Origin of the sequence: Arthrobacter sp. SLBN-83 (assembly GCF_006715285.1) — a bacterium.
In the GTDB taxonomy this organism is placed as follows: Bacteria; Actinomycetota; Actinomycetes; order Actinomycetales; family Micrococcaceae; genus Arthrobacter.
This window is the reverse complement of the sequence record NZ_VFMX01000001.1, coordinates 840991-866729: the sequence shown is the minus strand read 5'-3', so window position 1 is coordinate 866729 and position 25739 is coordinate 840991. Positions and strand designations below refer to the sequence as shown.

27 protein-coding genes, 1 pseudogene and 1 riboswitch are annotated in these 25739 nt (G+C 66.0%); of the genes and pseudogenes, 16 read left to right on the top strand and 12 right to left on the bottom strand.

Features of this window, described 5'->3' with window-relative positions; genetic code table 11:
* Positions 1-131: 131 nt before the first annotated feature.
* The 5 genes from FBY30_RS03860 to FBY30_RS03840 all read left to right on the top strand — a co-directional run bounded on the left by FBY30_RS03860 (position 132) and on the right by FBY30_RS03840 (position 4905).
* The gene (locus FBY30_RS03860; protein WP_142131322.1) at positions 132-1238 is read left to right on the top strand and encodes an enoyl-CoA hydratase/isomerase family protein; all 1107 of its coding nucleotides are present in this window, start codon (positions 132-134) and stop codon (positions 1236-1238) included.
* Between the two features lie 34 nt (positions 1239-1272).
* Positions 1273-2235, top strand: coding sequence for a 3-hydroxyisobutyrate dehydrogenase (gene mmsB, locus FBY30_RS03855; protein ID WP_235009534.1), 963 nt, complete (start codon positions 1273-1275; stop codon positions 2233-2235).
* A complete protein-coding gene (locus FBY30_RS03850; RefSeq protein WP_142131320.1) occupies positions 2232-3008 on the top strand; it encodes an enoyl-CoA hydratase in 777 nt (258 codons plus the stop codon). Before mmsB ends, FBY30_RS03850 begins: the two co-directional genes overlap by 4 nt.
* 110 nt (positions 3009-3118) lie before the next feature.
* The gene (locus FBY30_RS03845) at positions 3119-3802 is read left to right on the top strand and encodes a DedA family protein (RefSeq protein ID WP_142131319.1); all 684 of its coding nucleotides are present in this window, start codon (positions 3119-3121) and stop codon (positions 3800-3802) included.
* A gap of 74 nt (positions 3803-3876) precedes the next feature.
* Positions 3877-4905, top strand: coding sequence for an SDR family oxidoreductase (locus tag FBY30_RS03840; RefSeq protein ID WP_327437000.1), 1029 nt, complete (start codon positions 3877-3879; stop codon positions 4903-4905).
* A 3-nt stretch (positions 4906-4908) separates the two neighbouring features.
* On the opposite strand, the gene FBY30_RS03835 is transcribed toward FBY30_RS03840, so the two are convergent.
* From FBY30_RS03835 to FBY30_RS03805, 7 genes are all read right to left on the bottom strand, one after another.
* The gene (locus FBY30_RS03835) at positions 4909-5691 is read right to left on the bottom strand and encodes a MerR family transcriptional regulator (RefSeq protein WP_142131317.1); all 783 of its coding nucleotides are present in this window, start codon (positions 5689-5691) and stop codon (positions 4909-4911) included.
* Positions 5692-5758: 67 nt separating this feature from the next.
* The gene (locus FBY30_RS03830) at positions 5759-6094 is read right to left on the bottom strand and encodes a hypothetical protein (RefSeq protein ID WP_142131316.1); all 336 of its coding nucleotides are present in this window, start codon (positions 6092-6094) and stop codon (positions 5759-5761) included.
* Between the two features lie 130 nt (positions 6095-6224).
* Positions 6225-6428, bottom strand: a complete 204-nt coding sequence (locus FBY30_RS03825; protein WP_009357211.1) for a cold-shock protein — start codon at positions 6426-6428, stop codon at positions 6225-6227.
* A gap of 455 nt (positions 6429-6883) precedes the next feature.
* Complete coding sequence (locus FBY30_RS03820) at positions 6884-8068, bottom strand: acetyl-CoA acetyltransferase (RefSeq protein ID WP_142131315.1); 1185 nt, start codon at positions 8066-8068, stop codon at positions 6884-6886.
* Complete coding sequence (locus FBY30_RS03815; protein ID WP_142131314.1) at positions 8065-8736, bottom strand: CoA transferase subunit B; 672 nt, start codon at positions 8734-8736, stop codon at positions 8065-8067. Before FBY30_RS03815 ends, FBY30_RS03820 begins: the two co-directional genes overlap by 4 nt.
* Before the next feature lie 28 nt (positions 8737-8764).
* Complete coding sequence (locus FBY30_RS03810) at positions 8765-10204, bottom strand: short-chain fatty acid transporter (RefSeq protein ID WP_200830631.1); 1440 nt, start codon at positions 10202-10204, stop codon at positions 8765-8767.
* Between the two features lie 75 nt (positions 10205-10279).
* Complete coding sequence (locus tag FBY30_RS03805; protein ID WP_142131313.1) at positions 10280-10996, bottom strand: CoA transferase subunit A; 717 nt, start codon at positions 10994-10996, stop codon at positions 10280-10282.
* Between the two features lie 163 nt (positions 10997-11159).
* Between FBY30_RS03805 and FBY30_RS03800 the strand changes: the two genes are divergently transcribed.
* Positions 11160-11957, top strand: coding sequence for an IclR family transcriptional regulator (locus tag FBY30_RS03800; RefSeq protein ID WP_142131312.1), 798 nt, complete (start codon positions 11160-11162; stop codon positions 11955-11957).
* Positions 11958-12060: 103 nt separating this feature from the next.
* Here FBY30_RS03800 and nadE read toward each other — a convergent pair whose 3' ends face one another.
* On the bottom strand, positions 12061-12915 hold the full coding sequence (gene nadE, locus FBY30_RS03795; RefSeq protein ID WP_142131311.1) for an ammonia-dependent NAD(+) synthetase: 855 nt from the start codon (positions 12913-12915) through the stop codon (positions 12061-12063).
* Between the two features lie 75 nt (positions 12916-12990).
* Here nadE and FBY30_RS03790 point away from each other — a divergent pair.
* Both FBY30_RS03790 and pyrE read left to right on the top strand, forming a co-directional pair.
* Positions 12991-14241, top strand: a pseudogene (locus FBY30_RS03790) (FAD-dependent oxidoreductase); the annotation flags it as partial.
* 48 nt (positions 14242-14289) lie between these two features.
* Positions 14290-14874: an orotate phosphoribosyltransferase gene (pyrE, locus tag FBY30_RS20785; RefSeq protein WP_200830744.1), complete on the top strand. Its 585-nt coding sequence runs from the start codon at positions 14290-14292 to the stop codon at positions 14872-14874.
* On the opposite strand, the gene FBY30_RS03785 is transcribed toward pyrE, so the two are convergent.
* Positions 14871-15500 carry a flavin reductase family protein gene (locus tag FBY30_RS03785; protein ID WP_160141447.1) on the bottom strand — a complete coding sequence of 210 codons (630 nt, stop codon included), beginning with the start codon at positions 15498-15500 and terminating at the stop codon, positions 14871-14873. The two genes, pyrE and FBY30_RS03785, sit on opposite strands and share 4 nt — an antisense overlap.
* 64 nt (positions 15501-15564) lie before the next feature.
* Between FBY30_RS03785 and FBY30_RS03780 the strand changes: the two genes are divergently transcribed.
* From FBY30_RS03780 to FBY30_RS03765, 4 genes are all read left to right on the top strand, one after another.
* The gene (locus tag FBY30_RS03780; RefSeq protein ID WP_142131308.1) at positions 15565-16278 is read left to right on the top strand and encodes an ArsR/SmtB family transcription factor; all 714 of its coding nucleotides are present in this window, start codon (positions 15565-15567) and stop codon (positions 16276-16278) included.
* A 61-nt stretch (positions 16279-16339) separates the two neighbouring features.
* A complete protein-coding gene (locus FBY30_RS03775) occupies positions 16340-17086 on the top strand; it encodes a GAF and ANTAR domain-containing protein (protein ID WP_235009327.1) in 747 nt (248 codons plus the stop codon).
* A gap of 81 nt (positions 17087-17167) precedes the next feature.
* Positions 17168-17788 (top strand): hypothetical protein, encoded by a 621-nt coding sequence (locus tag FBY30_RS03770; protein WP_142131306.1) that lies wholly within the window; start codon positions 17168-17170, stop codon positions 17786-17788.
* A gap of 69 nt (positions 17789-17857) precedes the next feature.
* Positions 17858-18898, top strand: coding sequence for an alpha/beta fold hydrolase (locus FBY30_RS03765; RefSeq protein WP_142131305.1), 1041 nt, complete (start codon positions 17858-17860; stop codon positions 18896-18898).
* Here the strand turns inward: FBY30_RS03765 and FBY30_RS03760 are convergent.
* The gene (locus FBY30_RS03760; protein ID WP_142131304.1) at positions 18895-19731 is read right to left on the bottom strand and encodes an HAD-IIA family hydrolase; all 837 of its coding nucleotides are present in this window, start codon (positions 19729-19731) and stop codon (positions 18895-18897) included. The genes FBY30_RS03765 and FBY30_RS03760 overlap by 4 nt on opposite strands.
* Before the next feature lie 70 nt (positions 19732-19801).
* Between FBY30_RS03760 and FBY30_RS03755 the strand changes: the two genes are divergently transcribed.
* From FBY30_RS03755 to FBY30_RS03745, 3 genes are all read left to right on the top strand, one after another.
* On the top strand, positions 19802-20464 hold the full coding sequence (locus tag FBY30_RS03755; RefSeq protein WP_200830630.1) for a TrmH family RNA methyltransferase: 663 nt from the start codon (positions 19802-19804) through the stop codon (positions 20462-20464).
* A gap of 103 nt (positions 20465-20567) precedes the next feature.
* Positions 20568-21587 carry a class II fructose-bisphosphate aldolase gene (fbaA, locus tag FBY30_RS03750; protein ID WP_142131302.1) on the top strand — a complete coding sequence of 340 codons (1020 nt, stop codon included), beginning with the start codon at positions 20568-20570 and terminating at the stop codon, positions 21585-21587.
* Entirely contained in the window at positions 21588-22010 is a 423-nt protein-coding gene (locus FBY30_RS03745) for a DUF3151 domain-containing protein (protein WP_142131301.1), read from the top strand.
* 78 nt (positions 22011-22088) lie between these two features.
* Here the strand turns inward: FBY30_RS03745 and FBY30_RS03740 are convergent, their stop codons facing one another.
* Both FBY30_RS03740 and FBY30_RS03735 read right to left on the bottom strand, forming a co-directional pair.
* Positions 22089-22721 carry a uracil-DNA glycosylase gene (locus FBY30_RS03740; RefSeq protein ID WP_142131300.1) on the bottom strand — a complete coding sequence of 211 codons (633 nt, stop codon included), beginning with the start codon at positions 22719-22721 and terminating at the stop codon, positions 22089-22091.
* A gap of 204 nt (positions 22722-22925) precedes the next feature.
* Complete coding sequence (locus FBY30_RS03735; protein ID WP_142131299.1) at positions 22926-24134, bottom strand: cobalamin-independent methionine synthase II family protein; 1209 nt, start codon at positions 24132-24134, stop codon at positions 22926-22928.
* Positions 24135-24147: 13 nt separating this feature from the next.
* Positions 24148-24252: riboswitch (SAM riboswitch) on the bottom strand.
* Positions 24253-24494: 242 nt separating this feature from the next.
* Between FBY30_RS03735 and FBY30_RS03730 the strand changes: the two genes are divergently transcribed.
* Entirely contained in the window at positions 24495-25559 is a 1065-nt protein-coding gene (locus tag FBY30_RS03730; protein WP_142131298.1) for a M14 family zinc carboxypeptidase, read from the top strand.
* The last annotated feature ends 180 nt before the right edge of the window (positions 25560-25739 follow it).

Sequence of the window (25739 nt, the reverse complement as noted above, 5' to 3'; positions counted from 1 at the left end):
GGGTAAAGGCACCGCCAACCCCTTCCCGTGGTGCACCTACGGTTGGTTAGGGACCGGAAGGGGCGGGTATATTCGCAAGCAGAATGACCTGGATCACTCATCCGGCCACCATGCGAAGGAGCACCCAGCCGATGACCGCAGCCACGGGGAACACGACGGACAGCACGACAGGCAGCGGGGGTGCGGACGTACTTTTTGAGCACCGGGGCAGGCTGGGGGTGGCCACCCTCAACCGCCCCCGCGCGGTCAACGCGCTCACGGCGGACATGGTGGACCTGCTGCTGAGCCAGCTCACCACTTGGGCAGAAGACGACGGCGTGGCCGCCGTCCTGGTGCAGGGCGCCGGAGAGCGGGGCCTGTGCGCGGGCGGAGACATCGTGGCCATCTACCAGGACATGCTGCACGGCGGAAGCGCGACGGCCGGTTTCTGGCAAACCGAGTACCGCCTGAACTCGCTGATCTCCAAGTACCCCAAACCGTACGTTGCGCTGATGGACGGACTGGTGCTTGGCGGCGGGGTGGGCGTTTCGGCGCACGGGAACGTCCGCGTGGTCACCGAGCGGACCAGGATGGGGATGCCGGAGACCACCATTGGGTTTGCGCCCGACGTCGGCGGGACCTTCCTGCTCTCGCGTGCACCAGGCGAAACGGGAACCCACGCCGCCCTTACGGGCGCACACCTGGGCGCCGGGGATGCCCTGTTCCTGGGCCTTGCAGACCATTATGTTCCGTCCTCCGCGCTGCCCCGCCTGGCGGCGGCGCTGGAAACCGAAAGCCCGGAAGACGCCGTCGCCCGTTACGCTGAGCAGGCCCCTGCCTCGGTGCTGGCAGGGCAGCGGGAGTGGATTGATGCCTGCTATGACTCCGACGATGCGGGGGAAATTGTGGCCCGCCTTCGCGCCTGGACCGGGCCCGGGCAGGCCGATGCGGTGGCGGCTGCAGACACCATCGAAGCCAAATCGCCGACATCGGTGAAAGTCACCCTGGCATCCCTGCGCCGCGCTTCAAACCTGACCCTGGATGAAGCGCTGGCCCAGGAGTACCGGGCAGGACTCCGCTTCCTGCAGGGGCCGGATTTCCGTGAGGGAATCCGCGCGCAGGTGGTGGACAAGGACAGGAACCCGCAGTGGAAACCGGCAACCCTTGCCGAGGTTCTGCCGCAGGATGTGGACCGGTTCTTCCAGCCGCTGGACGGCGGGGAACTGGACCTTCAGGTGAAGGAGGCCGGCCGTGCCTGACACAATCCGCGTTGCCTTCCTGGGCCTGGGGCACATGGGCGGCCCGATGGCGGTGAACCTGGCCAGGGCCGGGTACCAGGTGACGGGTTTCGACGTCGTGCAGGCCGCATTGGAGGCCGCGGAGGCCCAGGGAATCGCCGTGGCAGGTTCCGCCGTTGACGCCCTGGCCGGCGCCGACGTGGTGTTGACGATGTTCCCCAGCGGCAGGCATGTCCTGGACGCCTACACGGGCGCCGGTGGCGAACCTGGCCTGCTGGCAACAGCCCGTCCGGGAACCATGTTCCTGGACTGCTCCACCATCAACGTCGAAGAGGCCCGTGAAGCTGCCCGCCTGGCCATCGAGGCAGGCCACCGGTCCGTTGACGCCCCCGTTTCCGGCGGCGTGGTGGGTGCCGAGGCGGGCACCCTGACCTTCATGGCGGGCGGAGACGACGCGGACTTCGAGGCCGTGCGGCCGCTCCTGGAGGTCATGGGCAAGCGGGCGGTGCACTGCGGCGGACACGGCGCCGGCCAGGCTGCCAAGATCTGCAACAACCTGATCCTGGGCGTCTCCATGATTGCGGTGAGTGAGGCCTTCGTCCTGGGCGAAAAGCTGGGCCTGACCCATCAGGCGCTGTTCGACGTCGCCTCCGCCGCGTCCGGCCAGTGCTGGGCGCTGACCACCAACTGCCCGGTGCCGGGACCGGTTCCCACCAGCCCTGCCAACCGGGACTTCCAACCGGGGTTTGCATCAGCGCTGATGGCAAAGGACCTGAACCTCGCGGTCAACGCCCTCAACGGCACGGGGGTGGCGGGGGAGATGGGAGCTCTGGCCGCCCATATCTACGATAGGTTTGCGGCGGAGGGCGGCGCAGGCCGTGACTTCTCCGCCATCATCACGGAGATCCGCCGGGCGTCCGGCAAGCCTGCCTGGGACGCGGCAAGTGGGGAGCCTCCCCGCGGGGAGTCGCCCGGCAAGCACAGTACAACAGCACACGACGACGGGAGTCCCGAATGACGGAGTACGCCAACATCCTGGTGGAGCAGCAGGGCAGGGTCGGGCTGGTGACGCTGAACAGGCCCTCCGCGTTGAACGCGCTGAACAAGGCCACCATGGAAGAGTTGGTGGCAGCCGTCACCGTCATGGATTCCGATCCCGGCGTGGGGGCGGTGGTGATCACAGGCTCGGGCAAGGCATTCGCCGCGGGAGCCGACATCAAGGAGATGGCGGACCAGGGCTACATGGACATGTACCTGGCGGACTGGTTCCGGGGCTGGGAGGACTTCGCCCGGCTGCGGATCCCCACCGTCGCAGCAGTGTCCGGCTTTGCCCTGGGCGGCGGCTGCGAACTTGCCATGATGTGCGACCTCATCATCGCCGGCGACAATGCGAAGTTCGGCCAGCCGGAAATCAACCTTGGCGTCCTCCCTGGCATGGGCGGGTCGCAGCGACTTACCCGGGCCGTAGGCAAGGCCAAGGCGATGGACATGATCCTCACCGGCAGGTTCATTGACGCGGACGAAGCGGACCGGTGCGGGCTGGTGTCGCGCGTGGTTCCGGCAGCGGACGTGGTGTCCGAGGCGCTCGCGGCGGCGGAGGTGATAGCCGGCAAATCCAAGCCAGCTGCGATGGCCGCTGTGGAGGCGGTCAACGCGGCCTTCGAAACCGGCCTGGCCCAGGGCGTCCAGTTCGAACGGCGCCTCTTCCATTCCCTGTTCGCCACCGAGGACCAAAAGGAAGGCATGGCGGCGTTCACTGAGAAGCGCCAGCCGGAGTTCAAGCACCGGTGACGCGGTTGTCCCGCCTGCCCGGATAAAGCGTGCGACGACGGGAAGCCCCCGTAAGGTAGGCATGACGGGTCAGCACGCGGCCATGGCATGCAGCGGAACGGGACAGGCGTATGTGGACAATCATGACCGGTGCAGCCAGCCCCACCGAGGGGCTCACGGGAATCGTGGGCTTTGCGGCGAGGGCGATTGATGCCCTGGGCGAGGGGGGTGTTGGCGCCTTCACGCTCGCCGAGACGGTGCTGCCACCCATCCCCAGCGAGGTGATACTCCCGCTGGCGGGCTACCTTGCCAAGCAGGGCTCCCTGAACCTCTTCCTCGTCTTCGGCACCAGCACCCTTGGCGCGTACCTCGGCGCATTGTTGCTCTACTGGCTTGGGGCCAAACTGGGCCTGGACCGGTCCATCCGGTGGCTGGCCAAGCTGCCGCTGGTGGACCGGGAAGACTTTGAGCACGCGGCAGGCTGGTTCCGGCGCCACGGGAGGTCCTCCATTTTCTTTGGCCGCCTGCTGCCTGGGGTGCGCAGCCTCATTTCCCTGCCGGCGGGAGCAGCGGCCATGCCCGTGGGAACCTTCAGCCTCTTTACCCTCGCGGGCAGTGGCCTCTGGAACGGCGCCCTCATTGGCCTGGGCTACCTGTTGGGCACCCAGTACCGGCTCATTGAGGAGTACTCGCACTACCTGAACTACGCCGTCTACGCCGCGCTCGCCGTTGCCGTGGTCCTGCTCGTCATCCGGCGGACCAAACGCGCCAAGGCCAAGCGGGCGCCGGACGAGCGGGCTGAGAACAAGCGCTGACAACTGGCGCCGGAGAGGTTGTCAGGCCCCGGAGCCTCTCGATACCATCACATTGGTAAGCATACTTAGTTTTGATGGCCGTGCCCGCAGGGGTGCGGGACGGAGGCGGGATGCGGGTCAAAAAGGCAGTTGTGGTTATCACCGGAGCCTCAAGTGGCATCGGCCGCGCAACAGCGCTGGCATTCGCGGACAAGGGCGCCCGGCTGGTCCTCGCAGCGCGGAGTGCCGCAGCCCTGGAAAGCCTGGCGCACGAGGTGAAAAGACGGGGCGGCAGGGCCATTGCAGTCCCGACCGATGTCACGGACGCCGGCAGCGTGGAAGCACTCGCGGCCCGCGCCGAAAAGGAGTTCGGCCGGCTGGATGTGTGGGTGAACAACGCCGCGGTGGGTGTCTACGGGCGCGTCGCCGACATACCCCTGGCCGACATCAGGCGCGTGCTGGACGTCAACATCGGCGGATACGTCAACGGAGCACGGGCAGCTCTGCCGCGGTTTCGGACCCAAGGCGCGGGGGTGCTTATCAATGTGGGATCCATCGTCGGTGAAGTATCCCAGCCCTACGCCGCGGCGTACTCGATGTCAAAGGCTGCGGTGGGTGCCCTCAGTGTGAGCATCCGCTCGGAGTTGAGGCTGGACGGGATCCGAAAGGTAAAGGTGTGCACTGTCCTGCCTGCGGCCATCGACACGCCCTTCTTCCAGCATGCCGCCAACTACACCGGACGGAAGGTTCTGGCCCTGCCGCCGGTCTACACCCCGGAACGCGTGGCAGGAACCATCGTCAGCTTGGCATCCAGGCCGCGGCGTGAAGCCGTGGTTGGTCCTGCCGGCCGTGTGCTGGTGCTCCAGCACAAGGTGATGCCGGCCAAGGTGGAAGCCGCCATGGCCGCGCACGTGGACAAGACGCACCTGTCCCGGAAGAAGCCGGCAGCGGCCTCCACCGGAACCCTCTACGAGCCGTCGGGCCACAGCCGCAAGGCTTCCGTCAGCGGCGGCTGGCAGGGGAGGCGGCGGACGGCGCGGCGCAGGATGGTGGCCGCAGGCACTCTGGCGGGGGCCGCCGTCGTGCTTTGGAGCCGTAAGCAGCCGAGGCACCCCGCAGCCTGACCGCTACAGGGACTCGTCGGCGAAGCTGCGCAGCGCTGCCCGGACGAAGCCCGCGCCCTCCATCCCGCCGTAATTCACAGCGAACCGCGGATCCGCGACGTACATGTCCGCCAGGCCGAGGACGTACCCGCGAAGGTCTCCGTTGCCGGCGGCGGGGGTTCCGGGGATGGACTGCAGCCAGGCCACGTGCCGCCGTGCCAGGTCCTGGGCCTCCTGCCCGTCCGGCGCGGCTCCGGCGGCCGCTGCCGCGCTCCAGTCACTGCTGAGCTCTTCCGCCTTCGACTTCCACTCCTGCTTTTCCGCAGCAGCCATGCCGCGCCACCAGGCATCGGACGTGGCATAAGCGTCCTTGCCCCAACGCTCCTCGACCTCATCCTTGTACCGGGTGTGGTCGAAGCCTTCAAACATGTCCTCTGCCATCAGCTGGCCTCCTGCCCTCACTGTTTCGATGGTTTGCCGCACGGACTCCGCCTGCCGGGCCAACCGCTGCTGCTCCTGGTCCAGCCACTCGAGATGCCGGGTGAGCGCCGCAACGGGACCGGCCTGCCGGTGGAAGACCTCCGCAATGGCCGGCAGCCCCAGGCCCAGCTCCCGCAGCAAAAGGATGCGCTGCAACTGGAGGAGGGCGCCGCCGTCGTAGTAGCGGTAACCGTTGCTGCCCACCCGGCTGGGCTTCAGCAGGCCGATGTCGTCGTAGTGCCGCAGGGTGCGGCTGGTGGTGCCTGCGATCCTGGCCACCTCCTGGATGGACCAGTCCCGTCCCCCGCGACCTGCCGTTTCTTCCATGGTTCGAGCCTAAGGTTTGACGCTGCGTCAAGGTCAACGCCGGATGGCCGGCAGGCGTTCAGCCGGGTTACCTGGCGTGGCGGTCGCGGGGCGTGCGGTGCCTGACCTGGGCAACCAGCCGCGTAAACGCAAAAATAAAGATCGCCTCGAACAGCAGCATGAGGCCCATCAGCAGCCACTGCTGCCGGGTGATAAAGACGATGCACCCGGTCAAGGCCAGGATGGTGCCCAGGGCCAGTGCGTAAACGGCGAAGCCGAGCGCCACCCGGGCGCTGCGGACGCCGGTCCGGAACCCAAACCCGTGCGGCTCCCCGCCGGGCTGGCCGGGAACGCGGTCCGGCGCGGCAGGCCCGAGGGAGTCGAACTCCTCCCACGGATCCCTGTCCTGGTGCTGAGCGCTCATGCCTTAATTATCCCAAACTGTAGAAGCGAAGGGGCGCCCAACAGCCTGGGCATGAAAACAGCGGCCCCTCCACCGTGGGTGAAGGGGCCGCTGGATGGGGTCCCGGCAGTTGCCGGAGGCCGCCGAAGACTTAGAGCGGGCGGATGTTCTCAGCCTGCGGGCCCTTGGGGCCCTGGGTCACATCGAATTCGACCTTCTGGTTCTCGTCCAGGGAGCGGTAACCGCTGGTGGCGATTGCCGAGTAGTGGGCGAAAACGTCAGCGGACCCGTCATCGGGGGCAATGAAGCCAAAACCCTTTTCGGCGTTGAACCATTTAACTGTGCCTGTTGCCATGGCTGCATTCCTTCATGTGACTCTGATTCTCTCCCCGGGGATCGTCCCGGAGTGCGCGGGAGGTAATCCCCCACTGTCCCCAAACGTACGGGGCGCAGGGCCGCGGTGCAAGGGTATATGCCATAAAGCGTTGTCTAAAGTGCTCTCAACAGGGCCTTTGACTGACTCTACGGCTGTACGGGGTGTGCCGGCCCTTCGCCCCGCAACCGGCCAATCCGGTCCTGGACCATCAAATCCGCCGCAGATTCATGGTTGAAAAGGATCCGATAAATCACCGGAGCAACCACGGTGTCCACAATCTGCGACGTCTCCGGCGCGCTTTCGCCGCGGAGTCCGGCCAGTCGTGCCTGAGGCACCCGCCGGCCGGGAAACAACCGGGCCGGCGCACCACCACGGGTACGCCGGCCGCCAGCCCAAGCCAGTTTGTAACCCGAACCAGCTCCGGGGGCAGGCTTTCAGACGGCTTCAAGCACGCTGACATAGTTCGCGATGCCCACGCCGCCCATGTTCTGCACGGCTGCCCTCCGGGGAGCGGCCAACTGCATGTCGCCGGCGGTACCGGTGAGCTGCATTGCACTGATGACGTGCTGTGAGACTCCGGTGGCCCCCACAGGGTGGCCCTTGGCTTTAAGGCCGCCTGAGACGTTGATGGGAAGCTTGCCGTCCTTGAAGACCCAGCCTTCCTTCACCGCGCGGGCGCCCTGGCCGGGTTCGGCCAGGCCGATGGCCTCGTACATCAGCAGTTCGGCGATGGTGAAGCAGTCGTGCACCTCCGCGAAGTCCAGGTCCTCCAGTCCAACGCCGGCCATGCCCAGGGCGCGCTGCCAGGAGGCACGGGTAGCGGCGAAGGCGGTGGGGTCCCTGCGGTCGGTGGGGAAGAAATCGTTGGCCTGGCCGAAGCCGGCGAGCCGCACCGGTGCGGTGGCACCACCCGTGGGCGCCACGCTGAGCACCACGGCGGCAGCGCCGTCGGAGACCGGGGAGCAGTCCGTGCGGCGCAGGGGATCTGCCACCATCGGGTTCTTGTCCGAGACGGTCTGGCAGAACTCCTCGCCAAGGTCCTTCCGCAGCTGGGCGTAGGGGTTGTCGACGCCGTTGCGGTGGTTCTTCGCCGCGATGGTGCCTAGCACGTCGGACACCGGGCCGTAACGCTTCTCGTAGTGCTTGGCCACCTCGGCGAAGAGGCCGGTGAAGCCCGTGGTGGAAGGCTTGCCGGCCATGTCGTAGTCGGCCCCCAACAGGGCCGAGCCCACCACGTCGGCGCCGGCGTGGGTCATCTTCTCGGCACCAATGACCAGCACAGTCTTCGCGGTCCCGGCCAGCAGCGACTTGGTGCCCTGCTGGAACGCGGCCGAGCCCGAGGCGCAGGCGTTCTCCACGCGGGTGGAGGGGACGTTGGCCAGGTCCGGTGAAACCTGCAGCGCCAGTGAGGACGGGAACGCCAGCGGCATCATGCCGGAGTTGAACTGGCCCACGTAGACCTCGTCGACCTGGCCTGGCTCGATCCCGGCGTTGCCGATGGCCTCGCTGGACACCTGCACGATCAGGGACTCGAGGGTTTCCTCAGCGAGTTTGCCGAACCGGCTGTGGCCCCAGCCGGTTAGCAGTATGTCCTTGCCGAACTGTTCCTTCAGGCTCATGCCGCCACTTCCTCATTCTCGAGCCGGACCTCAAAGTCGGCTTCGGTCTTCTCCCGGATCTCCTCCACCGTGACCCCCGGAGCCAGGCGGGTGAGCGTGAGCTGCCGCACGCCGTCGTCCGTCTTGTGCAGGTCAAAGACGGCGAGGTCGCTGACGATCCTGTCCACGCAGCTGAGTCCGGTCAATGGCAGGCTGCATTCGCGCACGATCTTGGCCGTGCCGTCCTTGGCGTTGTGCTCGGTGAGGACCACCACGCGCGGGGTCCCGGCGACCAGGTCCATGGCGCCGCCCATGCCCTTGACCATCTTGCCCGGGATGGTCCAGTTGGCCAGGTCGCCGTTGCCGGAGACCTGCATGGCACCCAGGATGGCCACTTTGACGTGCCCGCCGCGGATCATGCCGAAGGAGGTGGCGGAATCGAAGATACTCCCGCCGGGCAGCACCGTGACGGTCTGCTTGCCGGCGTTGATCAGGTCCGCGTCCTCGTCGCCTTCGTACGGGAACGGTCCCATGCCCAGCAGGCCGTTCTCGCTCTGCAGCACCACCCGCACGCCCTCGGGCAGGTTGTTGGCCACCAGCGTGGGGATGCCGATCCCCAGGTTCACGTAGTCGCCGTCGTTCAGTTCCTCGGCCGCGATGGCGGCCATTTCATCCCTGGTCCATCCCATGGGGTTTCTCCTTAATCTCTTAGCTGACTCAGTTGGGTATTACCGGCGGCACGAACTCGAACGTCATCCCCAGCAGCCAGGCCAGCAGCAGGACCACCGGCAGGTGGAACAGGAACTGCTGGAAGGTGAAGCCCACCAGGTCCCGGGCGCGCAGGCCCAGGACCGCCAGCAGCGGCAGCATGAAGAACGGGTTGACGAGGTTGGGCAGGGCTTCGGCCATGTTATAGATCTGCACGGTCCAGCCGAGGTTCATGTTCACGTCCGTGGCGGACTGCATGACATACGGTGCTTCCACCAGCCACTTTCCGCCGCCGGAGGGGACGAACATGCCCAGTAGGGCCGTATAGATGGCGATGATCACGGCGAACCCGCCGTTTCCGCCGATACTGGTGAAGAAGTGGGCCAGATGCTCCGATACTGAGAGGCCGCCGGCGCCGGTGGCCTTGGTCAGGATGGCGGCCATGGCGGCGTAGAGCGGGAACTGCACCAGGATTCCTGCCGTGGCAGGGACGGCTTTGGTGACTGACTGGAGGAACTTGCGCGGCGTTCCGTGCAGCACCAGCCCCAGCATCAGGAACACCAGCAGGTAGCCGTTGAGCGAGCTGACAACGCTCAGGATGGGCAGGGTGAGCAGTTGGGACACCAGCCAGCCCAGGGTCAGGACCCCGGCCAGGATGGGCAGGACCCTGCTGTATTCAAGCCATTCGCCGGGCCGGGACTGTGCGGCCGGCGGTTCAGGCTGGTCATCGAGGTCGACGCCGAGGTCGGCTGCCGTTTTGACGCCGGCTCCCGTCGGGGCCGAGAAGTGCGCGATGACGGTGGTCAGGAGCATCAGGATGGCCAGTGTCAGCAGGGACTGCCAAGTGAAGATGGTGGTTCCAAAGTCCAGGACGCCGGTGATCTTCAGCAGTGCCGGCGGGATGGACGCCTTGGTCGCCTGCAGTTGGGCGGCGGAGGAGGACATGCCGAGGGCCCAGACTGCGCCAAGGCCCATGAAGGCCGCCGCGCCGAGGGCCCGGTAATCGACGCGGAGGTCGGCGCGCCGGGCAACCGCACGCGCCAGGAGACCGCCGAAGATCAGGCTCAATCCCCAGTTGACGAATGACACCGACATGGACATGACGGCTACGAAGCTGACGGCGGATCGGGCGGAGCCGGGAACCTGCGCCAGGCGGTCGATCAGCCGGGCCACCGGCGGGGATGTCGCCACGACGTAACCGGTCAGGACCACCATGGCCATCTGCAGGGTGAACGCGGTGAGGTCCCAGAACCCGTTACCGAAGGAATCCACCACGGCTTTGGGTGAGGCGCCTATGGCCAGCGCCGCGATTGCCACCAGCAGTACGCCCGCCAAGGCAAAGATATAGGCATCCGGGAACCACTTCTGCGTCCACCCTGCCAGCTTTTCAGCCATCCGGGCCAAGCCTTTCTGGCGGACATCCTGCTGGTTCAACTGCATGGTGGTCATGGGGTATAGCTCTCCATTGAGTAGTGGCTTGGGGCGCGGCGCCCTTTGGACGGCGGGGGTCTGGGGCGGTGGCGGTCAGGCCGGGACAAGTCCGGCGCGCTGCCGGACGGTCCGCTGCTCGATGTCCTTGACCCGGTCCGTTGCCTGGACCAGCCGCTGGACAAAGACGCCGGGGGTGACGATGTGGTTGGGGTCCAGCTGGCCGGGCTCCACGACCACTTCCGCCTCGGCGACCGTGAGGATCCCTGCCGTTGCCACCACGGGGTTGAAGTTCCTGGCGGTGTAGCGGTAGACCAGGTTGCCGTCTGTGTCCGCGGTGTGGGCGTGGACCAGTGCGACGTCGGCCAGGATGGCGCGCTCCTGGACGTACGTTTCGCCGTCGAACACCTCGTGCGGCTTGCCTTCGGCAACCAGGGTGCCCACGCCGGTTTTGGTGTAGAAGGCCGGGATGCCGGCGCCGCCGGCGCGGAGCCGTTCGGCGAGGGTGCCCTGCGGGGTGAATTCCACCTCGAGCTTGCCGGCGAGGTACTGCTCGGCGAACAGCTTGTTTTCGCCCACGTAGGAGGCAATCACCTTGCGGACCTGGCCCGCCTCAATCAGGATGCCCAGGCCCTTGCCGTCCACACCCATGTTGTTGGATACGACCGTGAGGTCCCGGACACCGGAGTCCCGGACGGCTTCGATCAGGTCGGCTGGGATGCCGCTCAGGCCAAACCCGCCGACGGCGAAGGTGATGCCGTCCTGCAGGGCCCCTTCCAGGGCGGCAGCGGCTGAAGCCTGGAGTTTCTTCATGACGTCTCCTCGTTGAGAGCGACGGCGTCCACCAAGTGGACGCCTGGATCTGAGTTTGGAGACTACGGGTGCCTTGCCGAGAGTGTCAAGAATCACTGTGGCAGGCCTTACAGTATGGACAGTAGGATCGAAAGCATCCATATTGTGGACATTGGGAGGTTTTATGGCAGCCGCGCCGGTTCAGGGTGCCCAGGTTGTGGCGAGGATAGCCGGGCTGCTGCGGCTGGTGGGGCGTAGCGCCGAAGGAATGCCGCTTGCCGGCTTGGTCCGGGAATCTGGCCTCACCCGGCCCACGGTCCACCGGCTCCTGGCCTCACTGGCGGCGGAAGGCCTTCTGGACCACGACCCGGTGACGGGCAACTGGGTGCTGGGCCCGGAAGTCCTGTTGATGGGGTCGGTTGCTTCGGCCCGGTTTCCCATGGAGGACATCGCCCGGCCCAGCCTGCGCCGGCTGGCACAGGCCACGGGCGAGAGCGCTTTTTTCTCGATCCGCCGCGGGGCGGAGACGGTCTGCCTGCTGCGTGAGGAAGGCAGCTTCCCGGTCCGCTCCTTCGTCCTGCACGAGGGCGTCCGGTTCCCGCTGGGAGTGGCATCGGCCGGAACCGCCATCCTGGCGTTCCTGCCGAAGAGCGAGCAGGAGGAACTGCTGGGCCACTGGAACGAACACGCCGGAGCCTTCGCCGCGAACCACACTCCGCAGCTGGTGCGGGAGAACCTGGCCCGCACCAGGCTGGCCGGCTACTCGGTGAACCCCGGGCTGGTCCTGGAGGGAAGCTGGGGGATGGGTGCCGCCGTGTTTGACCGTTCCGGGAAGCCTGCCTGGGCGCTGTCCCTGACCGGCATCGAGCCGCGCTTCAAGCCCGAGCGGCAGGAGGAACTGGGCGGCCTGCTGATGGCGGAAGCGCACCGGATTACCCAGCAGCTGGGCGGGGGAGGCGACGGCGGGCGGCGCCCCCGCTGAGTCTCCCCGGCTTTGGCCTGGAACGACGACGGCGGGCCGCGCTTTTTCGGCACGGCCCGCCGTCGTACTCCCCAATGGTGGGGAAAATCAGCAGAAGCAAAGGCTACAGGCCCGCGCGGGGCTCCTCCGGGCCTTCTTCCTTCCACCAGGTGTCGAAGATGGTCACCGGCACGGTGCGCTTGTGGCGGGTCCGCAGGTACTTCTGCTCGATCGACTCGGCCACAGCGCCCGGAACCTCGCGGCCTTCGAGGTAGTCGTCGATCTGGTCGTAGCTGATGCCCAGTTCGTCCTCGTCGGTGCGGCCCGGCCGGTCGTCGAGCAGGTCGGCGGTGGGGACCTTCTCCCAAACGCGCGCCGGCGCTCCCAGTTCGGCCAGCAGGGCCCGGTTCTGCCGCTTGTTGAGGCCGAACAGGGGCAGGATGTCCGCGCCGCCGTCGCCGTATTTGGTGAAGAACCCCGTGACGGATTCGGCGCCGTGGTCCGTGCCGAGCACCAGGTAATTGAACTCGCCGGCCAGCGCATACTGGGCCGTCATGCGGGTGCGGGCCTTGGTGTTGCCCTTGTGGAAGTCGGAGATCTCCGAGCCCACGGTCTTTTCGAACTCTTCCTCGAAACCGTCCACGGCCGCGGAGATGTTGAAGGTCCATTCGGTCTTGGCCTTGATGAAGTCCAGGGCCGCCTGGGCGTCTTCCTCGTCGTGCTGCACGCCGTAGGGCAGGCGGACGGCGACGAAATTGGCTTCGACGCCCTCGGCCTCAAGCTCATCGACTGCCAGCTGGGCAAGCTTTCCCGCGAGGGATGAATCCAGCCCACCCGAGATGCCCAGGACAAAGCCCTTGGTGCCGGTGGCCTTCAGGTATTCCTTCAGGAACGTAACGCGTTTGCGCACCTCCCCTGCGGGATCGATCCGGGGCTGAACGCCCATTTCTTCAATGATCTTGGCCTGGAGTTCGCGCATGTGGTCCAGCCTAGCCAGCGCTGTCAACAACCCTCAACTGTTCCACGAGGGTTCTGTGGGGCGTAGCGTAATGCCATGAAGCGGACGGGGTGTGCCGTGGTGGGCGGGGGCCCGGCGGGGATGATGCTGGGCCTGCTGCTGGCCCGGGCCGGGGTGCACGTAACGGTCCTGGAAAAGCACCGCGATTTCCTGCGTGACTTCCGCGGTGACACGGTGCATGCCTCAACCGTCCGGCTGATCGACGAACTGGGTTTGGGGGCAGGGTTCCGCGCCCTGCCGCAAAGCCGCCTAAGCAATGTCGCCGTCCCGGTCCCGGGCGCCGGCCTGGTCACCCTTGCCGCCTTCGATTCCCTGAAACCGCCGTACAACTACGTGGCCATGATGCCCCAGTGGGACTTCCTGGATTTCCTCGCGTCCGCGGCCGCGGAGGAACCAACGTTCACGCTGCTCCTGGAGACCGAAGCAACGGGTTTGGAGTTCGACGGCGGGCGGGTCACCGGAGTGCGCTGCCGCAGGGCCGGAGCCACCGGTGAGCAGGTGCTGCACGCCGACGTGGTGGTGGCCGCAGATGGACGGCATTCGGTGCTGCGCCAGGCGGCCGGGATGCGGACCAAGGAGTATCCCGTGCCTTTCGACGTTTGGTGGTTCAGGCTTCCGCGCCGCGCCTCGGAGAAGGGCGAGGTGGCTGGGGTGGTGCCCGCGCTGGGGCACCGGGATGCCATGATCGCGCTCAACCGCACCAAGTACTACCAGATGGGATACCTCGCGCCGAAGGGCTCCGACGCCGGGATTCGGGCCAACGGTGTGGACCGGTTCCGGCAGCGGGTGGCGGCTCTCCGCCCGGACCTCGCGGACCGCGTCGATTCCATCCGCAGCGTGGAGGACCTGCACTGGCTGGACGTCAAACTAAACCGCCTGCGCCGCTGGTACGTGGACGGCTTCCTGTGCATTGGGGACGCGGCGCATGCGATGTCTCCCGCCGGGGGAGTGGGGATCAACCTTGCCATCCAGGACGCAGTGGCGGCCGCGGAACGGCTGGCTCCGGACCTTCGCCGGGGATTCGTGCGCACCAAGACCCTTGCCGCGATCCAGCGCCGCCGCCGCATGCCCACGGTGGTGGTGCAGACCGTGCAGCGCATCATGCACCGGGTGGTGTTCGTTCCGCTCTTCGAGGGGAGGCTGTCCAGTGACACGCTGTCAGGCAAGGGGGTAGGTGGCAGGTTTGCGATACAGCGTGCCATCTTTTTCATCCTGCGCCACAACCCCGTGGTAAAGCGCGTCCTCCCGCGCGTCATCGCGCTGGGACCGCGCCCGGAGCATGCGCCGGGGTTTGCGCGCCCGCTCACGGTCCGCCCACCCACTAAACTTGAAGCCATGACTTCGCCCACTGACACTGCGGTAGACACCGCGGCTGCCCGCGCCCGACTGCTCGAACTGATCAAGGAACTCGCCGTGGTCCGCGGCAAGGTGATCCTTTCCAGTGGAGCGGAGGCCGACTACTACATCGACCTCCGCCGCATCACGCTGCACCACGAAGCGTCCAAGCTGGTGGGCCAGGTCATGCTGGCGCTCGCGGACGACGCCGGCATCGATTTTGAGTGCGCCGGCGGGCTAACCATGGGTGCCGACCCCGTGGGTACCGCCGTGATGCACGCCGCCGCTGACGCCGGCCGCACCGTTGACGCGTTCGTGGTCCGCAAGGCGCAGAAGTCCTACGGCATGGGACGCCAGGTGGAGGGCCCCTCCGTAGAGGGCCGCAAGGTGCTGGTCCTGGAGGACACGTCCACCACGGGCGGTTCCGCGCTGACGGCAGTCGAAGGCGTCCGGAAGGCCGGCGGTAACGTGGTGGCAGTGGCCGTGATCGTGGACCGCGACACCGGTGCCAAGGAAAAGATCGAAGCCGAAACCGGCGTGCCGTACCTGTTCGCGTTCGGCAAGGACGAACTGGGGCTGGACTAGGTCCCGCGGCCGGACGGGCCGCTGGGTTGAGCGGTGAGCCGCTGCTCCGCCCTTACGTTTTGGCCAAGATGGCTTCCTTTCCCAAAGTAGTGGCGGAATGTATAGAACATGGGCCGCCAGGTTCGCACGTCCACATGGGAAGAATCTAGCGCCAGGTCATCGCGGACATGCACCTGCTGGACGCGCACATGGATTGCATGCAGGCCGGCTTCCAAGGGCCACGAATTGTCCAGGGTCGCCTCGATATGGATGGGACATTGCGCAATCCGTTGGGGGGCGGTCCGCAGGCCCGGCAACGGGTCCCAGCCCGCCACGGCCCATTTGTCGTGCTCGGTGCGGTAGCTGCTGCCCTTCACGGCCGGCACTGGGTCACTGCCCGTGGTCATGGAGATCCGCTCGATGGCCGGTGCCATGCATTCCTCGGGAAGATTGAGCACCACCTCGCCGGTGCGGATCAGGTTCCGGTATCCCTGATGGTGGGAGCTAAGCCCCAGGACGTAGTGGTCTCCCAGTGACCACGCGGAGGAAATGGGCGTGATGTTGGTGCTTCCATCCGGGTTGCTGGTGGTCAGCAGGGCCACCAGGGATCCGAAGTAGTGCACGCTCGGGGAAATCGTTGTGAACATCCGTTCATCCTTCCCGGAGGAAGGTTTGAGGGCGGACAAACTGTCCGCCGGGCAGGATAGCTGCATGACATCGTATTGGGCTGAGGACCTCGCCCTGATAGCCAGGGCGATGGGAGAAGCATCGCGGGCGCGGATTCTGGTCGCCCTCATGGATGCCCGCGCCTGGACGGCCTCGGAACTTGCCGGTTGCGCGGGGATCAGCAAGGGCACGGCCACCACGCATTTGAACCACCTCGTCGATGTAGGCCTGCTGGACGAAGTGCGCCAGGGGCGGCACCGTTACGTACGGTTGAAGAACCAGGATGTAGCCGACGCGATCGAAGCCATGGTCCGGCTCAGTCCTTCGCCCGGCCCAGGAGTTCCCTCGACCTACCGCGGCGGCAGGCATAAGCAGGAGTTGCAACATGGCCGGACCTGCTACCAGCATTTGGCCGGGGCGATGGGGGTCAAACTGACCGCCCTGTGGCAATCCCATGGGTTCATCACCCCGGCTTGGGAGGTGAGCGGGGCCGGGTTTGACTGGGCGGAATCGATTGGCCTGCGGTTGCCCCACAAGCCGGCACGCCCATTGGTCCGGCCGTGCTTGGACTGGACCGAACGTGTTGACCATGCCGCCGGCGTGCTGCCGGATCTTTTCACCCAGCACGCACTGTCGTCCGGGTGGTTCAAGCGCGGATCGCATCCCCGCTCCGTCATCCTGACCGAACCAGGCGCAGGGCAGCTTGCCGGCTTTGGACTGGCCAATGCACTTGGAGCCTCCATTCGCGCTGATTTATGATGTGCGTTAACACTTTTCAGTTGCTTGGAGACCATGCATTTTGCTCCCCCCAGAACAGCCCTTGAGCGCAACCGACCAGGTGCAGAACCTGATCCTGGAAAGCGCTGATTTCGAGGATTTCCTCAACGAACTCGCCCGGTTCTCCGCCCACCAGATGGCAGGGGACGGCGACGACGCCCTGTGCGGCATCACACTGCTCCGGGATCGCAAGGCGGCCACCATTGGATGGAGCAGCCCCTCGGCCCGGGAAGTGGACGAAATCCAGTACTCCCTTTCCCAAGGTCCGTGCCTGACTGCGGCGAAGGAAGAACGGGAAGTCTACGTTCCGGACCTGCTGGAGGAGGACCGGTGGGGCCCGGACTATGCCGCTGCGGTTGCCTCCCATGGCCTGCGCTCGGTCTTTTCCCTGCCCTTCCACCTGCAGGGCGAAGCCAGGGCAGCCCTGAACCTCTACTCTGATTTCCCGCACAAGTTCGATGGCCGGGCTGCGGAGAGGGCCAGGGACTTCACCCGGGAGATCTCACAGGCCCTGCGCCTGGCCGTCAGGTTCTCGCTGCACGCGGACAGCGCGATCAACCTCAAGGCCACCCTTGAATCCCGCACCATCATCGACATCGCGGTGGGCATCGTCATGGCGCAGAACCGCTGCAGCCAGGAGGCCGCCGTCGAAATCCTCACCGAGGCGTCCAGCAACAGCAACACCAAGCTGCGGGATATCGCCAAGTCACTGGTTGCTTCGGTGGGCGGTCCCGGTGCGCGCACCTACTATCAGGAGCCGGGGAAGGTCGGGTCGGGCCCCGGCGCCTAAGGGCAGGTTGTGCGGGGGCTCCCACGGGGGTTACGCTTGCGGAGGTTGAGCCGTCGGCCATAGACCTCTTTTGGAGTACCTATGGACCGCGCATTAGACGCACTCGTTAACCTGGATGTCCCTGCCGACATCGTCCGGATTGAAGTCCGGGGGACCCTTCACCATGGCACCCGTGCTGAACTGGTCCACATCATCCGGCGTGTCCGAAGAATGGGCATCCGCTGCCGCATCTGCGTTGATCTTTCGCAGGCCGAGCTCATTGAATCCTCAGCGCTGGCAGGGCTGCGGACAGATCTCAACGCGATCGCCACCAACTCGCTGCTGGGTGTTCCTTCCGCCTCAGTGGGCCTTCAGCTCGCGCCCCCCGCCCACGACTGGGCCCCGGAGGACACCGCCAGCCGCCAGCCGCTCCTGATGGACGACGACGTCCGTGAACTCTTCCCCGGCGGCGAGTTTGCCGGCGAGTTCCCCCAGTTGCCCGTCATGTGGATCGAGGAACTGTACGGCCGCCCGCTGACCGAATACACGGACGAAGAACTGCTCCAGGCAAGTGACTCGGTCTTCGCGCTCCTGGACACCCCGGAAGCCCCCGACGGCGCTGACCTGCTGGGCCGCTACAACGACATCGGCCTGGAAATCCTCCGCCGCCGGCAGCAACCCCACGCGCCGTTCCCGGCCGCGGAAGGGCAGGCCGCCAGCTGACCCTCCCGTCACCAAACGGTTACCTGCACCGGTTGCAGTGGCCACTTTCGGTGGGCTTACGGTAGGAGGGTGCCGTATGAGGGGGAGGTAAGTCCGCAGGGCCGGCGCTGGGTCCCAGACGCCCGGCTGCTGGTGGAAGCGGCTGCCCTGAAGCGCTTTTCGCGGCGCAGCTTCCTGGCCGGTGCCGGGGCGTCCGGACTTCTGGCTGCAGACATGCTGGTGACCCGCGAAGTCCAGTCGCAGCGCCGCAGCACCAGGATCCTGACTGTTGCCGATGACTTCGCCGACGCCTATTACCCTGACGCCAGCTGGTTCCTGTTCCCGGGTTACAAAACCAGCTGGGAAGAGGCGCAGTGGATCCTCAACACCATGCGCGGCGCCCTGAACAAGCGGGCCCGGCTCGCCGCCGTCGGGTACTCCAACCTGGGCCTGAACATCACCGAGGTGGTTAACGCAATCACTGACTACATAGCCGCGGAGAAAATCACCAAGCTGTTCTTTTACGGACACAGCTTCGGCGGCATGCTGGCAACGCAGGTGGCTGCGCGGCTGCTGGCGTTGCAGGGAGTCCAGGCGCAGTTCATCCTCCTGGACTCCAGCCCCTACAGTGCCCACGACGTCCTGGACCAGAGCTGGTTCGACGGCGTGGTGTTCCTTTACGAGAGCGGCGTCAGGTTCCCGTCCACCCTCCGCGGCGGTTATGAACTGGGGGAGCGGATCATCCATAAGGACGAGCGGAGCTGGCGACAGATCCTGAACCAGACGCTGGAGCAGTTGTCACCGATTGCCCCGTCCAATGTCCTGGTCCAGACGGAGTCCGCCTACATCTACCACTTCGAGGGAAGCCAGTTTGCCGGCCATCTCGGCACAGCCAAGATGGCCTATATCGGCAATCCCAAGGACGGGACCGTGGATTACGAGACCGCATCCGAGACATGGTCAGTGGTGTTCAAGGACAACATGGTCTCAAGCAACCTGCAGACCACCGGTGCTGCCCCCGCCCACGCCAGCCCGGGCTGGAATCCGCAGATCTACCGGCCGCTGGTGAAGGAACTGCTGGACGAGTACTTCCCCCTGCCCCGGGGCGGTTCCCGGGTCAGCATCTTCTAGATCTGGTTTTTCAGGTCCGCCACCGAGTTCAGCACCTGGTTGGGCCGGAACGGGTACGCGGCAATGTCGTCCTTGTGCGTGATGCCGCTCAGGACCAGGACCGTGTGCAGTCCGGCCTCCATGCCGGCGATGATGTCCGTATCCATCCGGTCGCCGATCATGGCGGTGGTTTCTGAATGGGCGTCGATCTGGTTCATCGCCGAACGGAACATCATGGGATTCGGTTTGCCCACAATGTAGGGTTCCCTGCCGGTGGCCTTGGTGATCAGGGCCGCGATAGCGCCGGTGGCGGGCATCGGCCCGTCCTTGGAGGGGCCGGTGGCATCCGGGTTGGTGGCGATGAACCGGGCACCGGCCAGGATCAGGCGGATGGCGGTGGTGATCGCTTCGAAAGAGTACGTGCGCGTCTCGCCGAGCACCACGAAGTCCGGGTTCTGGTCGGTGAGGATGAAGCCGGCCTCGTGCAACGCCGTCGTCAGCCCCGCCTCACCGATGGTGTAGGCGCGGTTGCCGGATTCAGCGCCCGCGGCGGACACCTGGTCCTTCAGGAATTGGGCCGTGGCGAGGGCGGAGGTCCAGATGTTCTCTTCCGGAATCTCCAGGCCCGACGCGCGCAGGCGGGCGGCGAGGTCCCGGGGCGTGAAAATGGAGTTGTTGGTCAGCACCAGGAAGCGCTTTGAGGTATCCACCCAGCGCTGGATCAGCTCCGCGGCCCCCGGGATGGGCTGGTTTTCGTGGACCAGGACGCCGTCCATGTCCGTCAGCCAGCACTCGATTTCCTGGCCGCTGCGGTAAACCGCGGGGTTGCCTGTTACCTCGTCTGCTTCTGCCATGCCTGCCTCCGCCTGTGATGGTTGCCCGAAGAACCCAGTCTAGTGTTGAAGGGTGAACCAAACGCCCGGCATGACAGACGAACCCGACCACCAGCCCGGGGAAGCCGAACCCGCAAAGGCAGAGGTCGGCGTCGGGCCCTGGGAAGGCGAGCTGCCCGAAGGCGACCACTGGGACCCCGACCTGCTGGCTGACGGCGACCGGCGGAACGTCCTGGACAAGTACCGGTACTGGAAGCACGAGGCGATTGTTGCCGAGCTGGACTCGCGGCGGCACAACTTCCACGTGGCCATCGAGAACTGGCAGCACGACCTGAACATCGGCACCGTGGTGCGCACCGCCAACGCCTTCCTCGCCAAGGAAGTGCACATCATCGGACGACGGCGGTGGAACCGGCGCGGTGCCATGGTCACCGACCGCTACCAGCACGTCCGCCACCACCCCACCGTCGAGGACTTCGTCCACTGGGCGCAGGGGGAGGGGCTGGCGATCATCGGAATCGACATCTTCCCGGACTCGGTGCCGCTGGAAACGTACGAACTGCCGCGGGACTGCGTGCTGGTCTTCGGGCAGGAGGGGCCGGGCCTGACCCCGGAAGTCCACCAGGCCGCCGTCGCCACCCTGTCCATCGAGCAGTTCGGCTCCACCCGGTCCATCAACGCCGCCTCCGCCGCGGCCATCGCCATGCACGCCTGGATCCGCCGGCACGTCTTCAACCAGCACGTGGGGGCGTAACCCAGAGCACTCCCGGCCCGCTAATGGCTAGGATGGTGCCAAGCCGTAAGCGGTCTACTTGAGGGTCTTCCACCCACAGACGAAACTCAGCAGAGGAGCCAGCATGCCCATTGCAACCCCAGAGATCTACTCCGAGATGATCGACCGCGCGAAGGCGGGCGGCTTCGCATACCCGGCCGTGAACGTCACGTCCTCGCAGACCCTGAACGCTGCCCTCCGTGGCTTCGCCGAGGCCGAGTCGGACGGCATCGTCCAGGTTTCCACCGGCGGCGCAGCCTACTGGTCCGGCGCCTCCACGAAGGACATGATCGCAGGCTCCCTGGGCTTCGCGGCGTTCGCCCGCGAGGTTGCCAAGAACTACGACGTGAACATCGCCCTGCACACGGACCACTGCCCCAAGGACAAGCTGGACGGCTTCGTCCTGCCGCTGCTCGAGGCTTCCGAGGCCGAGGTCAAGGCCGGCCGCAACCCGCTGTTCAACTCGCACATGTGGGACGGCTCCGCGGAGACCCTGCAGGAGAACCTGCGCATCGCCCGCGACCTGCTCCAGCGCACCGCTGCTGCCAAGATGATCCTCGAGGTGGAGATCGGCACCGTCGGCGGTGAAGAGGACGGCGTGGAGAACGCCATCAACGACAAGCTGTACACCACGGTTGAGGACGCCCTGGCCACCATCGACGCCCTGGGCGCCGGCGAGAACGGCCGCTACATCACCGCCCTGACCTTCGGCAACGTCCACGGCGTCTACAAGCCCGGTGGGGTCAAGCTCCGCCCGGAGATCCTCAAGGACATCCAGGCCCAGGTGGGCGCCAAGATCGGCAAGGAAAACCCGTTCGACCTGGTGTTCCACGGCGGCTCCGGCTCCTCCGACCAGGAAATCGCTGACGCCGTCTCCTACGGCGTGATCAAGATGAACATCGACACCGACACCCAGTACGCCTACACGCGTCCCGTGGCGGACCACATGTTCAAGAACTACGACGGCGTCCTGAAGGTGGACGGCGAAGTGGGCAACAAGAAGACCTACGATCCCCGCGTCTGGGGCGCCTCCGCCGAAGCCGGCCTGGCAGCCCGCGTGGTGGAAGCCACCAAGCAGCTCGGTTCGGCCGGAAAGACCTTCTAGATGTCGGACGAGTTCCGCCGGAACCTGATGGGGCCGGAGCCCACGCTCCTGCCCGCCGAGACCGAGGTCAACGCACAGCTGGAGGCCGGGCACGAAGCACTGGACCTCGTTGAAAAGCACCCCACCTCCTCATTGCTCTGGGCCATCCTGGCCGAGGAAGCATGGTCGGAAGGGCGCACCATCGACTCCTACGCCTACTCACGGGTGGGCTACCACCGGGGCTTGGACGCGCTGCGCCGCAACGGCTGGCGCGGCGTGGGACCCATCCCATGGGAGCACGCGCCCAACCGCGGGTTCCTGCGGGCGCTCTACTCCCTGGGGCGGGCGTCCTCGGCCATTGGCGAGGCGGACGAGCCGGAACGGATCGAGAAGTTCCTCAACGACTCGGATCCCAAGGCGAAAGCGGCCATCGAGGGCAAGTGAAGCGCCACGTGCTTAAATGACGACGGCGGGTGGTGACTTTCAGGTGAAAGTCACCACCCGCCGTCGCGCGTTGGTCCGCTAGGCCTTCCGGGCGATGCCGGTGCGGGCCATGGCGTCTGCGTAGGCCGTGCGCATGTCCTCGAGGAACTCCTCCTGGCGTGCAGGGGAACCGGCGAACGCGCGGCCGCTCAGCGAGCGGACCTTGTAGGTCTTCAGGCCGCGGCGCCACAGCAGGGGGACCTCGGTCTTCAAAAGCAGGTTTGCCAGGCGGTTGGCTTCAGTGCCGTGCGCCACGATGACCGATGCACGCGGCACCAGGGCCAGGAACTTCAGCAGGGGCTTCAGGCCGGCCTGGACCTGGTCCGGGGTGAACTTGCCGTTGGCTTCGCCGGGGACGTGCCACGGGTGGACGTTCCACGGCATCACGAACTCGGGGCGCAGTCCCAGCTTCCACTGGATGCCCAGCATACGGGTGGCGGCGTCCTGGTCTCCGGCGGTGATGAAACCGGAGGGATCTGCCTCGCCGATGTTGGAGTAGAGGCTGATAATGCGGCATTCCTCGACGTCGTGCATGGGGTCGACGTAGGGGACCACAGTTCCGGGCTTGGCCTCCTGCAGGGAATCGCACAGTTCGTTGACGGCTGCAACGCTCGGTTCGTAGCGGCGGCTCATGAGCTGTTCGTGGAAAGTTTCGGGGGCCAGGGCTGTCATGAAGTGCTGGTTCTCCTGCGGGGATTGGCGTTGCTGCCGCGGCCGGATGAGGGCGCGGGGAGGCGCGACGCATCAGCAGCGGTTGGTTGGGGTGGGCCGGACCTCGCCGGCCTGCTCCAGTTTAGCAAGCCCCCGGAAGCGAAACGCCGGCTGCCCCATTCCGGTGACGGAAGGAACAGCCGGCGCGGCGGCACGGCCGGCCGTTTACCAGAGGCGCTTGGTGGCGCGGCGGGCGCCCTCGCCCAGTGCTTCCAGCTTGGCAAAGGCTATCTGCGGGTGGACCCTGCCGCCCAGGCCGCAGTCGGTGGAGGCGATAACATTTTCCCTGCCCACGACGTCGGCAAAGCGGACAATGCGGTCCGCCACCAGGTCCGGGTGCTCCACCACGTTCGTGGCATGCGAGACTACCCCGGGGATGATGACCTTGCCCTCCGGGAGTTTGGTGTCCTCCCAGACCCGCCACTCGTGTTCGTGGCGGACGTTCGCGGCCTCAAAGGAGTAGGCGCCGGCATTGACCTGCAGCACCGACCCGATGATGTCCGCGAACGGGATGTCCGTGGTGTGCGGGCCGTGCCAGGAGCCCCAGCAGACGTGCAACCGGATCTGTTCCTGGGGAAGATCCCGGAGGGCCCAGTTGGTGGCTTCGACACGCAGCTGGATGAACTTCAGGTAGTCCTCCAGGGAGGGCTCGGGGTTGATCTGGTCCCAGCTCTCGGCCAGTGACGGATCATCGAGCTGCACGGTGAGGCCGGCATCGATGATCGCCTTGTATTCCTCCCGCATGGCGTCGGCGCAGGCGTAGACCAGTTCCTCGTCTGACTTGTAGTACTCGTTGGCCACCCTTGCGCAGGAGCCGGGGGAGAGCGAGGCCACGAAACCGTCGGAGAGGCCCGCGGCAGCCAACCCCGTCTTCAGGTTCCTGATGTCCGACGCCACCAGGTCCTGGCCCGTGTAGGTCAGGGGGCCGGCGATCTTGGGCTGGGCAACGCTCTTGCGGTGGGTGAGGATGCCCGAGGAGGGATCGTTGTACGCCTCGTTGAACGCCTGCCGGTCCCGCCGGTCCGGGAAGGAGGTCAGGACGATGTGGCCCGGCGAGGAGCGGTGCACCTGCGAGTCGGCCCAGCGGTCAACATTGGTCGGCTCCAGGCCGCCGAGTCGGGAGAACGAGTAGTTCCACCAGGCGCCGTAGTCCACGGAACTGGACATGGTGTGGCCGTATTCGCCGTCGTTGGGGATGTCGATGCCCAGGTCTTTTTGGCGCCGGACGATGTCCACCACCGAAGCCTCCAGGAGCTCAAGGAATTCGGGGGAGATGCCGTCGGCTTCCTTGGCGGCGTTGGCGGCAATGAGTTCCGGGGTTCGGGGCAAGGACCCGGCGTGGGTTACGCGGATGTGGTCAGTGTTCAGGGACATGCTGGAATCTCTCTTTCCATCGGTCCTGGCAGTAGCACCTTCGGGCAGCAACAAATCTGCTGATCCGTGGTTGCTGCGGCGTCATCGAGCCAGGTCTCTCGGCCGCTCCGGATGGTTCCCTCTCACTTAAATCGAGAAGCCCGCGTCCGGGCAAGTCCTGCACGCTTTATTTCGGCGGCTTCCCTTGGCGCCCAAAATAATCATCCATCGAGCGGCTCCTTGTGCCTTACAGAATTCGTCCAGCGTATTGACAGACTTTGTCCAGCTTGGTTGGCTCTTGTCACAGCCAAATGAGGGAAATGACGGCTGGCTGCCCCACTCGCATGCACCACATCACACTCAAAGAAGAGGTACCGCAGCGTGAACAAATCCCTGCAAACCTTCAGGAACCTTGCCCTTTCCGGGGCCCTGGCGCTCGCTGTCGTGGCGGGACCGGCACCGCTGGCAAACGCGGTGGGCGAAGGACCCGGCTATGACGGCAATGGCCAGATCACTACAACGAAACTGGCCACCTATGACCAGATGGTTTCCTTCCTGAAGGACCAGGACGCCAAGCAGCCGGCCATGGAACTGGAAGTCATCGGCCGGACCGTGAAGGGCCGCGACATCCACCTGGTCAAGTACATTTCCGATCCGGCCAAGCCCACCATCCTTTACCTGACCCAGCAGCACGGCAACGAGCAGCTCACCACCGAGGGTGCCATGGAGGTCATCAAGCACCTGGGTACCGGCAAATCGGCGGACATCCTCAAGGGCGTGAACATCCTGGTGCTGCCAATGCTCAACGCCGATGGCGCCATGGGGGACGTGAACTTCTCCCTGGACAACTACCTCGCCAAGGGGGACCGGCACCTCACCCGCTACAACGCGGAGGGCGTGGACCTGAACCGCGACCACGTGGCCAAGGTCCAGCCGGAAACCCAGGCGCTGCACAACAACGTGATGCGCAAGTACCGGATCGACTACATGATTGACCTGCACCACCAGGGCACCCGTGCTGAGCGTGACGGCAAGCTGGTCTCCGGCTCCATCCTGTACCCCACCACCCCCAACGCAGATCCCGCCGTCGTCGAAAAGTCGAAGCAGCTGGGTGCCGTGGTCTTCAATAACGTCGACTCCACCGGCTGGGGCCACCTGGGCAAGTACCAGGGCGGCAGCGCCGAAACCATCAGCCGCAACGGCATCTCCGTGGAATACGGCATCGCCACCTTGCTCTTCGAGATGCGCGGCATGTCCGACCACTACCTGGACGGCTACGCGCTGGGCCAGCGCAGCAACGGCTACCTGATCAAGCAGACGGTCACCACGCTGACGTCCACCGCCGCCGCCATTGCGGACGGTTCCATTGCCGACGCCGACACCTCCTTCTGGGACACGCTCGCCGAGCAGACGTCCCGGCCCGCAGGGGAGGCGGAGGACGAGTAGCAGCACCGGCGCGCCGCGGCGGTTCTGACCAGGGCCGCCGCGGCCCTTCCCGCATAAGGGGCCGCGGCGGGCCAACAATGGACAAAGTGCCCCATCGGCTAAACTTGGGTGGTAAGAGCCCCGGGACTCTTCTTTCGCCGTGCCGTGCTGCGGCCGCGTGAAGGCCGGTATGTTCGGGGC

Coding starts and splice junctions, on each gene's coding strand:
- FBY30_RS03860 (WP_142131322.1), top strand. CDS start 132: ATGACCGCAGCCACGGGGAACACGACGGACAGCACGACAGGCAGCGGG.
- mmsB (WP_235009534.1), top strand. CDS start 1,273: ATGGGCGGCCCGATGGCGGTGAACCTGGCCAGGGCCGGGTACCAGGTG.
- FBY30_RS03850 (WP_142131320.1), top strand. CDS start 2,232: ATGACGGAGTACGCCAACATCCTGGTGGAGCAGCAGGGCAGGGTCGGG.
- FBY30_RS03845 (WP_142131319.1), top strand. CDS start 3,119: ATGTGGACAATCATGACCGGTGCAGCCAGCCCCACCGAGGGGCTCACG.
- FBY30_RS03840 (WP_327437000.1), top strand. CDS start 3,877: ATGGCCGTGCCCGCAGGGGTGCGGGACGGAGGCGGGATGCGGGTCAAA.
- FBY30_RS03835 (WP_142131317.1), bottom strand. CDS start 5,691: ATGGAAGAAACGGCAGGTCGCGGGGGACGGGACTGGTCCATCCAGGAG.
- FBY30_RS03830 (WP_142131316.1), bottom strand. CDS start 6,094: ATGAGCGCTCAGCACCAGGACAGGGATCCGTGGGAGGAGTTCGACTCC.
- FBY30_RS03825 (WP_009357211.1), bottom strand. CDS start 6,428: ATGGCAACAGGCACAGTTAAATGGTTCAACGCCGAAAAGGGTTTTGGC.
- FBY30_RS03820 (WP_142131315.1), bottom strand. CDS start 8,068: ATGAGCCTGAAGGAACAGTTCGGCAAGGACATACTGCTAACCGGCTGG.
- FBY30_RS03815 (WP_142131314.1), bottom strand. CDS start 8,736: ATGGGATGGACCAGGGATGAAATGGCCGCCATCGCGGCCGAGGAACTG.
- FBY30_RS03810 (WP_200830631.1), bottom strand. CDS start 10,204: ATGACCACCATGCAGTTGAACCAGCAGGATGTCCGCCAGAAAGGCTTG.
- FBY30_RS03805 (WP_142131313.1), bottom strand. CDS start 10,996: ATGAAGAAACTCCAGGCTTCAGCCGCTGCCGCCCTGGAAGGGGCCCTG.
- FBY30_RS03800 (WP_142131312.1), top strand. CDS start 11,160: ATGGCAGCCGCGCCGGTTCAGGGTGCCCAGGTTGTGGCGAGGATAGCC.
- nadE (WP_142131311.1), bottom strand. CDS start 12,915: ATGCGCGAACTCCAGGCCAAGATCATTGAAGAAATGGGCGTTCAGCCC.
- pyrE (WP_200830744.1), top strand. CDS start 14,290: ATGACTTCGCCCACTGACACTGCGGTAGACACCGCGGCTGCCCGCGCC.
- FBY30_RS03785 (WP_160141447.1), bottom strand. CDS start 15,500: ATGTTCACAACGATTTCCCCGAGCGTGCACTACTTCGGATCCCTGGTG.
- FBY30_RS03780 (WP_142131308.1), top strand. CDS start 15,565: ATGACATCGTATTGGGCTGAGGACCTCGCCCTGATAGCCAGGGCGATG.
- FBY30_RS03770 (WP_142131306.1), top strand. CDS start 17,168: ATGGACCGCGCATTAGACGCACTCGTTAACCTGGATGTCCCTGCCGAC.
- FBY30_RS03760 (WP_142131304.1), bottom strand. CDS start 19,731: ATGGCAGAAGCAGACGAGGTAACAGGCAACCCCGCGGTTTACCGCAGC.
- FBY30_RS03755 (WP_200830630.1), top strand. CDS start 19,802: ATGACAGACGAACCCGACCACCAGCCCGGGGAAGCCGAACCCGCAAAG.
- fbaA (WP_142131302.1), top strand. CDS start 20,568: ATGCCCATTGCAACCCCAGAGATCTACTCCGAGATGATCGACCGCGCG.
- FBY30_RS03745 (WP_142131301.1), top strand. CDS start 21,588: ATGTCGGACGAGTTCCGCCGGAACCTGATGGGGCCGGAGCCCACGCTC.
- FBY30_RS03740 (WP_142131300.1), bottom strand. CDS start 22,721: ATGACAGCCCTGGCCCCCGAAACTTTCCACGAACAGCTCATGAGCCGC.
- FBY30_RS03735 (WP_142131299.1), bottom strand. CDS start 24,134: ATGTCCCTGAACACTGACCACATCCGCGTAACCCACGCCGGGTCCTTG.